Genomic DNA, 10611 nt, shown 5'->3' on the forward strand with positions numbered 1-10611 from the left:
TTTGTTTGGTGGGTTCTCGTTGGTGTATTACTGATTGGCTTCGTAGTAACCGATGGATTTGATATGGGCGTTTTAACACTATTACCATTTGCAGGTAAAAAAGAAGTGGAAAAACGCATTATGATCAACTCAATCGCTCCCCACTGGGACGGAAACCAAGTGTGGTTATTAACTGCTGGCGGTGCAATGTTTGCAGCTTGGCCATTAGTTTATGCAACTTCATTCTCAGGTTTCTTTATTGCAATGATCTTAGTGTTAGCGGCGTTATTCTTCCGTCCAGTGGGCTTAGAATATCGCGCTAAAATCGACAATCCATTATGGCGCAAGCTATGGGATTGGGGCTTATTCATTGGTGGATTTGTGCCATCGGTGGTATTTGGTGTGGCCTTTGGTAACCTATTACAAGGTGTTCCATTCTATTTCAATGATATGCACCAAATTTTCTACACAGGATCATTCTTTGAATTATTAAACCCATTTGCCTTACTTTGTGGCTTAATTAGCTTATCAATGCTCATTACGCAAGGCGGTGCGTGGTTACAATTAAAAACCACTTCTGAATTGCGTGAGCGTGCAAGAGTGATTACCCAAGTTGGCGCAATGGCAACCTTAATCACCTTCGTATTAGCAGGCGTGTGGTTATACTTCAAAGATGGCTATGTGGTAACTAGCGTAGTGGATCACAATGCACCTTCATCACCATTAACAAAACAAGTGGCAGTTGAAGCGGGCGCGTGGTTTAAAAACTACTTTGATGCCCCTGTATTGTTCATCTTCCCTGCTTTAGCGGTAGGTGGTGCGTTATTAAATGTATTGGCATCGAAAGCAAACCGCTGTGGTTTTGCCTTCTTGTTCTCATCATTAACAATGGCTGGCGTGATCTTAACTTGTGGCGTGGCAATGTTCCCATTTGTAATGCCATCAAGCTCTCACCCTGATATGAGCCTATTAATGTGGGATTCAACATCAAGCCAATTAACCTTAACCTTAATGCTTGGTTTTGCATTAGTGTTTGTGGTGATCTTATTGTCTTACACCATCTGGTCATACATCAAAATGTTTGGTCGTTTGGACAGTGATTTCATCGAAGACAACAAAAACTCATTATACTAAGGAGCGAAATTATGTTTTATGTTTTATGGGTAGTGGGTGTCTTGTTTGCCATAATGCTAAGTGCAGTGATTACCATTGGCATTGAAAAAACAGGTAAATTTGACGAGTAAGTCAATGATTGATAAAGCATATCATTTAGTAAATAAGGGCTCTTGGCGAGCCCTTTCGTTGATCTTAGCTATCGCATTAACCCTTTGCTTTTTCTTTAATATTAATGAGTTTGCCACACAATTAAGAACAGCCCCACCTGTTTGGGTTATTTTTATTTTGTGGGCAACAGTGATTTTATGGATTCACGGCATTGGGTTTGAAATTCGGGCAGCCATTTGGAAAGGGCTATTTTTCCCTTATGTTGGTTATATCGTTGGCATCATTGCCTTAGTGCAACATTTCCTTTTGCCAGCGTTCGTGTATTGATCTCATCAAAGTGCTCTAAATCCAAGAATATCATCACACCAAAATCTCAACCGAAAAAAAATCATATCAAATTTAAGCACTGATTTGAGACGGATTTTAATGTTGATTTTGGTGCTTTATCAATGTGTATTTGAATGATCCAGATCATTGATGAGCATCAGCAAGTTGTTAATAGTTCTGTTTAACTGTATATTTGAACTGGATTTAATCTTCTGGATAGAAATGATCTTATGGCAGTGCCTGTATTTATAGTGCTGAATGCCATTTTTCTCTCCGTGTTTTTGAATGCTTGAACTTGAGCAAAAAGTGCATTTTTTAGATCCACATTTCAAAAAATGTGGTCTAAAGCCTTAGCCTATAAGGCTATAAACTACTTTGTGTTAATGCTTTTTCACAAATGTTTCATTCAAAACAAAGCCCTTTTGCAAAGGGCTTAACGAAAAATTCATTATTCGGCTAATCGGGTAGGAATTTCAGGGGCGACTAAGCGGCGTAATCGCGTACCTTCTAAATCGATATGTCCAAAACGGGAATGCCCGTTATTCCAATCTGCTATCGCTTGGCGTAAGGCATCTTGACTATCTGCCACGAAATTCCACCGCACTAAGGTTTTATGTGGTAATGGTTCTCCGCCTAACAGCATAATATGGCTGTCAGCTTCGCCCTTGATTTTGAATTCGTGAGCTTGGCAATCCGTTAAGCTAACTAGTTGATCTTGTTGGTAAACTTGTCCTTCAATTTCCACTTCACCTTTCAGCACAAGTACGCCATATTCAAAGTTTGGCTGTTGTTCTATGGTGATACTTTGTGCTTGCTGAAACTGAATATCTACGCCAACTAACGGGCTATATTGCTGAGTTGGCGCGGTTCTGCCTTGATAGCTACCTGTGGTTAAAATGTAATTCACGCCATTTTCTTGCCATTCAGGTAATTCAGGATAATGTTGAAAATTTGGCTCAATGTCTTGATTCATTGGAAGCGCAATCCAAAGTTGTACTGCGTGAAGCTGATGCACGCCCTCAGGGGTTTGTTCCGTATGGCTAATACCACGCTGATTGCCTGTTCCTGCGGTCATTAAATTCACTTGTTTTGGCTTAATTAATTGACGATAACCAAGGCTGTCTTGATGCCAAACTTCACCCTCTAGCATCCAAGTAAAAGTTTGCAAATTAGTATGTGGGTGTGCGCCTACTTGTAAGCCTGCATTATCATCAGTAAACTCTGATGGCCCTGCGTGATCAAGAAAACACCACGCGCCAATGGTACGTTTACCCGCTTGTGGTAGCAAGCGTGCGACAGGAATTCCGCCTACATCTTTAGTAATCGCATTTAATTTATCTACACTCATTTTCAGTCCTTATGCTCTAATTCGTTGCCTTATGCTTTCGCCCATTGAATAAAAGTTTGTGCAAACTTACTTAAGAAACCCGCAGTGCGTTCATCAGCCACTTCACCTTGTTCATTCAATGCCTGATTGGCTTTGCTTAAAAATACTTCTGCAGTTGTCAGTACATTCGCACCAATGCTTTGCAAACTTTGGCGAATTTGCAAACCAGAATTAATTCCACCATAAGCGCCTGGTGAAGCCGTAACAATCGCCACTTTCTTGCCTTGCCATAAATTTTGGCCATAAGGACGAGAAGCAATATCAATGATATTCTTAGTCGCGGCAGGCATTGCACGGTTATGCTCAGGGCTAACAATTAGCACCGCATCGGCGTTTTTAATTTGCTCACGCACCCGATCATATTCTGGTACGTCCACCTGATCACGATCTTGGGTATAAAGAGGCAAATCATCAATACGTACTTCTTGTACATTCACGTCTGTTGGAAATTGTGAAACGATATAATTGGCTACACTACGGTTAATGGATTTTTGGCTTAGGCTGCCGATAATCAGTGCAATGTTCATTATTTATACCTCAAAATGTTAGGGGAAATTTTCGCCAATTATAAATCCCCTCGAAATCCCAAACAATCGGCATTTTAGAAATGATCTTTCTCTTAATAATTAATAATAAAAAATGGGCTGTCCTAGATAACAGTTAAAACCTCACTTTAGATTAAGATACCCCCATAAGAAAAATCATCTAAGTCAACATAAACCAAATACAATCATTTTGTTGCGGAGGTTACAGCAAGGAATACTGGAAAGTTGAGTAATGTAAACAAAATGACTACGACATACTACTTTCATCTCTTACTCCTGTTCATCTATCAAAGCAGCCTTCACTTAGAGATGTTTGAAGACGAAATAGAAACAGATAAAAGTTATTTTGACGGTGCTCGCAAAAGTAAACATGGCCGTGGCACAGTAAATAAAATAACAATATTCAAGTTTCTCAAGCGTAATGGCAAGCTTTATACCATTGCGGTTCCAAACCCACCTTATTACCTATTATTCGGGAATAAATGAAGCCTGATAGGCTTGTTTACACCGATACTTATCGTAAGGAACTGTATTAGATAAGCCCTAAACTCCATACCAAAATCACAGTATTTTTAGCTGCTCTTTTGGTGTACTAAAGTTAAACCGAAATTCACATTCTTTCAAGAATAACGGAAAGGATTTCTTATCAATTCCGTTATATTTTCTTAGCACTCTTTTAGCCTAGTTCCAGAAATTTTCAATCCCATCAACGTGATTTTTTGCTTCGACAAAATAGGTGATTAATTCTGCAATGCTTAAATTCGCTCACATCTAGCACATCGTAACTGTGATAATAATCGGTGTAATACTATCAGGCATGATTTTCCTTTTAATAACAGGGAGGTAAGATGTATTTCTTAGTGTTTCCAACGATAACAGTATAGACTTTCCATTTCGTTTCAACATGCCCAAAACGGCCGTTTTACCCTTCACGCCTCACCCTGTTTTCCTTTTCTTTTACCACCAAAATAGCTTTCATCTAGTTCAATTTCACCTGCAAACATTTCATTGGCATCTTGAGCTAAATGGTGGCTAATCACCTCCCTGATTTTGTGATAAAATAAGGCAGTTGACTTAGAGTTAATTTGTGCAAGAACAGGTTGTTACTTCAAACCAAAAAATTCTAGCAGTTTTTCTGTATAAATTTCTTGAGTTTACAATGAGTTATCTTCATTTTTATAGACCAATGCAACTGCTAATCTAATACAGCCTTTAATTATTATGGTTTACAGTAAATTACTGGAATAATATTCATATCTTTTGCCGCATGTGAAAAAGAGGATATAATCCATAGTAATTGTGTTATATTTCCTTTTGTGGTTGCTCCCCGTTTTATCTTCCTGAACTCATCACATATCTGTTTTTTTGATAAAAATGGACAACATAATATGCATTTTCTAGATAAGAAATGATTTTTTAGCAATAAATCTAATTCTGACTCAAAATTTTTTGAATTACCTTTTCTGACCCTAGATATGCTAGTTCTCACTGAATTAGATGTCGTATATACGTTCATAAATTTTGGATTTAATTTCTTATTGATAAATTGATCTCTTGAAAAATACATATTCCCTATATTTTAATTGCTTGTCCAACAACGTCATGTAACTTACTTGCCGATAGGCTTACATCATCATTATATTTCGAATGAATAAAGTTAATTGATTTATCTCTTAAATTTATAGTTATATGATCAGCCCATTCATCACCAAAATCATCACAAAAAATGTAATCATCTTCTTGATGTAAATTCTCTACAAAGCCAAAAATAGAATTACTAGAAAATTGTGTGCTGTTTTCTGTTAGGGGCTCTTCTTTAGGTTCTTTCTCACCTTTTACTGTAAAATTATTCTTAGGAACTAGTATATCCAAAATATTATCTATATCAGATATCCCTGATTTATCTTGGAAGCAATAACCCATGAAGTACATATACTTGGGATCTGTAAATGTAACACTATATAATGTATACTTTTTAATATAGTCCTGAAGGCTAAGCTCTTTCCCATTCTCTTCTATCTTTAACCGCTTAAGTATGTTAATCTCTATAGAAATTGTTCTCTTATTAATTTTTAATATGTCACTTTTACCTAAGCCATTTACCAAAAATAACTTAGGGTCAGTTCTCCCAGATAAATCATAAACTCTCTCTAAATATAGAACCAACTTATCTTTAAATTTTCCTTAATATAGACTTTACTAGACTTTGAGCGATAAAAATAAATATTATTGTCAAGAGCATCTATCAACTTACTAGCTTCAATCAAAATAGAGCTAGGTTTTACACCTGATTCTATTATTTCATTCAAATCAATTCTTTTAGCAAAACTATCCAAAAATTCATTGTTAGTTCCATTTTAATTTTTCAATACTTGTATCAACCCAATTAATTTAGACTAGTAAAATCTAACTCTTTGAAGAGAGTTCATTAACTCTTCCACTGCTAGATATTATAAAATAAGAAATAGAAGAGCCCTGTCTGACTTTTATATGAGATGGTATGGATCTTCCTGCTCCATAAAGAGACAAAACGCCATTTAGATTAGCTGCTTCATATGATCGAGCTCTTATAGCCTTATCTGATATTGTCATATTCTTAAAGATAACTTCTGATATTCAGCGTTTGAGATATAAGAGAGTTATTACTTAATAACTCAAACTTTTTATCTAATTATTTTAGAAATACTAGAGCAACTTTTACTCAACACTACTAATACATTATCTATCTCAATTAATATTATATAGGCATGGATAATATCACTAATTTTACTTCTTTATCTTGATTATTAATGAAATACACTGTTCTTTCCTGAAGGAAAAATACGTAAGGAATATAAATATAACTTTCCATTCACTTCAATCTCTTTTTTTACTTCATCAATTAAAAATCCCTTTCCCTCCTGACAATTCCTACTCGCACAATCAAGAAGTTCTACATGATTAATATCCTGCTCTTTAGATCTATAGAAGTAAGCATTCTTTGTTAGCGATAGCATTGATATATCCAAATTAGACATACATTTTTTCTCCATATTATATGTTTCTTATAAAAGCCATAAATAATTCAGGATTCATTAAAAATAAATACTTTCATTATTTATTTTAAAACGACTCTCGCATTTCTGAACAATCGCATCCACGCACCATCTTCTGTCCAGTCTTCTGGATACCACGAGTTGGAAACCGCACGGTAAACACGCTCAGGGTGTGGCATCATTATGGCGACACGTCCGTTGCGGTTGGAAAGGGCGGTGATGCCGTCAATCGAGCCGTTCGGGTTGGCTGGGTATTGAGTGGTTGACTTGAGATCATTATCAATATATTGCGCGATAATCAAATTTTGCTCGCGCAGCATCGCAAGTTGTTGATCGTTTTTGAACTCAACACGTCCTTCACCGTGCGAAACCGCGATTGGCATATGAGAGCCTGCCATTCCGTTAAACCATAAAGACGCTGTATCATTGATACGCACCATTGCCGCGCGCGCTTCAAAACGCTCTGATTGGTTACGCACAAAACGTGGCCAAGCTTCTGTTCCTGAGATAATTTCAGCCAAATTCGCCAACATTTGGCAACCATTACATACCCCTAAGGCAAGGGTGCTTTCACGCTCAAAGAAAGTGGCAAATTGATCACGAAGTGCGGTGTTAAATAGGATAGATTTTGCCCAGCCGCCACCAGCACCTAGCACATCACCATAAGAGAAACCACCACAAGCAACAAGGGCTTGGAAGTCTTTTAAGTGATGACGTTGCTGTTGTAAATCGCTCATATGCACATCAATAGCATCAAAACCTGCTCGGTCAAAGGCGGCTGCCATTTCATAATGGCTGTTCACCCCTTGCTCGCGTAAAATAGCAATGCGTGGACGTACACCTGTAGCAATATAAGGGGCGGCAATGTCTTCATTGACATCATAAGTTAAAGACACGGAGAAGCCTTTATCATTTGGATTTTTCTTCGCAGCAAATTCTTGATCGGCACATTCTGGATTATCACGCAATGCCTGCATTTTGTGGGTCAATTCCGCCCAAATGCCACGCAATTCAGAACGAGTTTCTTTTAATAACACTTTTGTGCCACGGGTAATTTCAAATTGGTCATCTTGGTTTACTGTGCCGAGTTCTTTCAACAGCGGTAGCACGCCATTTTGTTCAAAAATGTGGCGAACGACGTTGAGATCGCTTTCTTTCACTTGGATCACCGCACCGATTTCTTCATTAAAGAGGACGGCGAGATCGTTATCGCCTAAGGCACTGATGTCCACCGATAATCCGCAATGCCCCGCAAATGCCATTTCTGCAAGAGTGATGATTAAACCACCATCGGAGCGGTCGTGGTAGGCGAGCAATTTTTGTTCATTCACCAGTTGTTGCATTGCATTGAAGAAGCCTTTCAGGCTTTCCACATTCACTACATCTGCGGGTTTATCACCTAATTGTTTATAAACCTGCGCCAATGCCGTTGCACCTAAGCGATTTTTGCCTTCACCTAAATCAATCAATAATAAACGGCTGCTGCCTTTATCTGTGCGTAATTGTGGCGTAGCGGTTTTGCGCACATCTTCCACGCGCGCAAAGGCACTGATAACTAAGGAAAGCGGTGCGGTAACGGATTTTTGTTCGCCATTTTCCTGCCAAGTGGTTTTCATTGACATTGAATCTTTCCCCACTGGAATGGTCAAGCCTAATTGCGGGCAAAGTTCTTCCCCCACGGCTTTCACGGCTTCATAAAGCCCAGCATCTTCGCCCGAATGCCCTGCGGCAGACATCCAGTTTGCAGAAAGTTTAATGCGTTTAATATCACCAATATCTGTTGCGGCAATATTGGTTAGGCTTTCCGCAACCGCTAAGCGTGCGGAGGCAGCGAAATCTAACAATGCCACAGGCGCACGTTCGCCCATTGCCATTGCTTCACCGTGATAGCTGTCTAAAGAGGTGGTGGTAACCGCACAATCCGCCACAGGGATTTGCCACGGGCCGACCATTTGATCCCGTGCTACCATTCCCGTTACGGAACGATCGCCAATGGTGATTAAGAAGGTCTTTTCCGCCACCACAGGCAAGCGTAAGACACGATGCAACGCTTCTTTGAGCTGAATTTGAGATTGATCTACGGCAGGATTATTCACCTGTGCTGATGCCACATCGCGGGTCATTTTCGGTGTTTTTCCTAATAACACATTCATTGGCAGATCGATAGGATCGTTGGCAAAATGATCATCGTGCAAGGTGAGATGTTGCTGTTCTGTGGCTTCTCCAATCACCGCGAAAGGTGCGCGTTCACGCTGACAAAGTTGCTCAAGCAAAGCAAGTTTTTCAGGGGCGACCGCAAGCACGTAGCGTTCTTGTGATTCGTTACACCAGATTTCTAACGGCGACATTCCTTTCTCATCGCATAAAATTTCACGCAGTTCAAAGCGTCCGCCACGTCCGCCATCGTGTACTAGCTCAGGCATTGCATTAGAAAGCCCTCCAGCCCCCACATCGTGGATAAATAAAATCGGGTTGTCATCGCCCATTTGCCAACAGCGATCGATAACTTCTTGGCAACGGCGTTCCATTTCGGGGTTATCACGTTGCACGGAGGCAAAATCAAGATCCTCTTTGGATTTGCCTGATGCCATAGAAGACGCCGCACCACCGCCTAAGCCGATATTCATTGCTGGGCCGCCAAGCACGATCAATTTCGCCCCCACAGGGATTTCCCCTTTTTGCACGTGTTCGGCACGGATATTCCCAATTCCGCCTGCTAACATAATAGGCTTGTGATAGCCACGCACTTCTTCGCCATTGAAACTGTTCACTTTTTCTTCGTAAGTGCGGAAATAGCCCAATAACGCAGGGCGGCCAAATTCATTATTAAATGCCGCACCGCCTAATGGGGCTTCAAGCATAATGTCGAGTGCGGAGGCAATGCGATTAGGTTTTGATAGCGGAGCTTCCCAAGGTTGTTCAAAGTCAGGAATGATAAGGTTCGACACCGAAAAGCCCACCAAACCCGCTTTCGGTTTTGCCCCCCGCCCTGTTGCCCCTTCATCACGGATTTCCCCGCCTGAACCTGTGGCAGCCCCGGGGAAAGGGGAAATGGCGGTTGGGTGGTTGTGCGTTTCCACTTTCATTAAAATGTGAGCGTCTTCTTGATGATAGCGATATTGTCCATCTTGATCAGGGAAAAAGCGCCCAACCTTTGAACCTTCCATTACCGCTGCGTTATCTTTATAAGCAGAAAGCACATAATCAGGGGTTTTCTCAAAGGTATTTTTGATCATTTTAAACAGGGATTTTTCTTGCTTTTCGCCATCAATGATCCAATCGGCATTAAAAATTTTGTGGCGACAATGCTCTGAATTGGCTTGGGCGAACATATAAAGTTCCACATCCGTTGGATTACGTCCAAGTGCGGTGAAATTTTCCAGCAAATAATCAATTTCATCTTCTGCCAACGCTAAACCCAATTCCACATTGGCTTGTTCTAGGGCTTGGCGACCACCGTTTAAAATATCTACTCGGGTAAAGGCTTTCGGCACTTGATGTTGGAATAAGATTTCCGCTTCTTGTGGCGTGCGGATCACCGTTTCCATCATTCGGTCATAAATATGGCTAATGAGTTGAGCCTGCTCTTTCTCATTTAACGCACGTTCTAACTCAAAATAAAACGCCAACCCACGCTCTAAACGCACCACTTTATTTAAACCGCAGTTGTGTGCAATGTCCGTGGCTTTTGATGACCAAGAAGAAATCGTCCCCACTCGTGGAATCACGATAAAGCATTCTCCTTTTGGCTCGTGCTGAGCCAAAGTTGGGCCGTAATGCAATAATTGGGTTAATTCTTGTTCTTCCAACGCATTAAGGGCTTCGCTTAGCTCGGCAAAATGCACATATTCGGCATAACAGAATTTAACGGGAAGCTGAGCTTGTTGGAAGCGAAGAGAAAGTTGATTTAAACGGAATGGGGAAAGGGCTGGTGAGCCACGAAAAATCTGTAACATAGACTTTACCATTGGTTAGATGAATAAAAAACTCGCCTATTATAAAAGAATTTCGCGCAAAACGAAAACGTTTGCGTAAAACTAACGATAAAGAAAAGAGCGGTTAAAAAGTAGTGTATTTTTCATGAATAAAAAAATAGTGAAAAAACAACCGCACT

8 protein-coding genes and 2 pseudogenes are annotated in these 10611 nt (G+C 40.0%); 4 read left to right on the plus strand and 6 right to left on the minus strand.

The annotated features are described in order from the left end of the window. From cydB to ybgE, 3 genes are all read left to right on the plus strand, one after another. Positions 1-1113: cytochrome d ubiquinol oxidase subunit II (cydB, locus tag C3Z13_RS03540; RefSeq protein ID WP_103855015.1), on the plus strand; the 1113-nt coding region annotated here is incomplete at its 5' end. Between the two features lie 11 nt (positions 1114-1124). Then, a complete protein-coding gene (locus C3Z13_RS03545) occupies positions 1125-1223 on the plus strand; it encodes a cytochrome bd oxidase small subunit, CydX/CbdX family (protein ID WP_103853713.1) in 99 nt (32 codons plus the stop codon). A 4-nt stretch (positions 1224-1227) separates the two neighbouring features. Further along, on the plus strand, positions 1228-1530 hold the full coding sequence (ybgE, locus tag C3Z13_RS03550; RefSeq protein ID WP_103853712.1) for a cyd operon protein YbgE: 303 nt from the start codon (positions 1228-1230) through the stop codon (positions 1528-1530). Positions 1531-1978: 448 nt separating this feature from the next. Here ybgE and C3Z13_RS03555 read toward each other — a convergent pair whose 3' ends face one another. After that, a complete protein-coding gene (locus tag C3Z13_RS03555; protein WP_103855016.1) occupies positions 1979-2878 on the minus strand; it encodes a pirin family protein in 900 nt (299 codons plus the stop codon). 29 nt (positions 2879-2907) lie between these two features. Further along, positions 2908-3444: an NADPH-dependent FMN reductase gene (locus tag C3Z13_RS03560; protein ID WP_181022004.1), complete on the minus strand. Its 537-nt coding sequence runs from the start codon at positions 3442-3444 to the stop codon at positions 2908-2910. 202 nt (positions 3445-3646) lie between these two features. On the opposite strand from C3Z13_RS03560, the pseudogene C3Z13_RS12140 reads away from it, so the two are divergent. Then, positions 3647-3941, plus strand: a pseudogene (locus tag C3Z13_RS12140) (IS1595 family transposase); the annotation flags it as partial. Between the two features lie 82 nt (positions 3942-4023). On the opposite strand, the pseudogene C3Z13_RS03570 reads toward C3Z13_RS12140, so the two are convergent. The 4 genes and pseudogenes from C3Z13_RS03570 to purL form a co-directional block, all read right to left on the minus strand. Next, a pseudogene (locus C3Z13_RS03570) lies at positions 4024-4636 on the minus strand (IS1595 family transposase). Between the two features lie 398 nt (positions 4637-5034). After that, positions 5035-5628 (minus strand): hypothetical protein, encoded by a 594-nt coding sequence (locus C3Z13_RS03575; protein WP_103855019.1) that lies wholly within the window; start codon positions 5626-5628, stop codon positions 5035-5037. Positions 5629-6248: 620 nt separating this feature from the next. Then, positions 6249-6479, minus strand: coding sequence for a hypothetical protein (locus tag C3Z13_RS03580; RefSeq protein WP_146256861.1), 231 nt, complete (start codon positions 6477-6479; stop codon positions 6249-6251). 80 nt (positions 6480-6559) lie between these two features. Continuing rightward, positions 6560-10453, minus strand: coding sequence for a phosphoribosylformylglycinamidine synthase (gene purL / locus C3Z13_RS03585; RefSeq protein ID WP_103855021.1), 3894 nt, complete (start codon positions 10451-10453; stop codon positions 6560-6562). Between the last annotated feature and the right edge of the window lie 158 nt (positions 10454-10611).

This window comes from Avibacterium endocarditidis, assembly GCF_002921145.1.
Classification (GTDB): domain Bacteria; phylum Pseudomonadota; class Gammaproteobacteria; order Enterobacterales; family Pasteurellaceae; genus Avibacterium; species Avibacterium endocarditidis.

Excerpts from the sequence above, each read along its gene's own strand:
- C3Z13_RS03545 (WP_103853713.1), top strand. The coding sequence starts at position 1,125 with ATGTTTTATGTTTTATGGGTAGTGGGTGTCTTGTTTGCCATAATGCTA.
- ybgE (WP_103853712.1), top strand. The coding sequence starts at position 1,228 with ATGATTGATAAAGCATATCATTTAGTAAATAAGGGCTCTTGGCGAGCC.
- C3Z13_RS03555 (WP_103855016.1), bottom strand. The coding sequence starts at position 2,878 with ATGAGTGTAGATAAATTAAATGCGATTACTAAAGATGTAGGCGGAATT.
- C3Z13_RS03560 (WP_181022004.1), bottom strand. The coding sequence starts at position 3,444 with ATGAACATTGCACTGATTATCGGCAGCCTAAGCCAAAAATCCATTAAC.
- C3Z13_RS03580 (WP_146256861.1), bottom strand. The coding sequence starts at position 6,479 with ATGTCTAATTTGGATATATCAATGCTATCGCTAACAAAGAATGCTTAC.
- purL (WP_103855021.1), bottom strand. The coding sequence starts at position 10,453 with ATGTTACAGATTTTTCGTGGCTCACCAGCCCTTTCCCCATTCCGTTTA.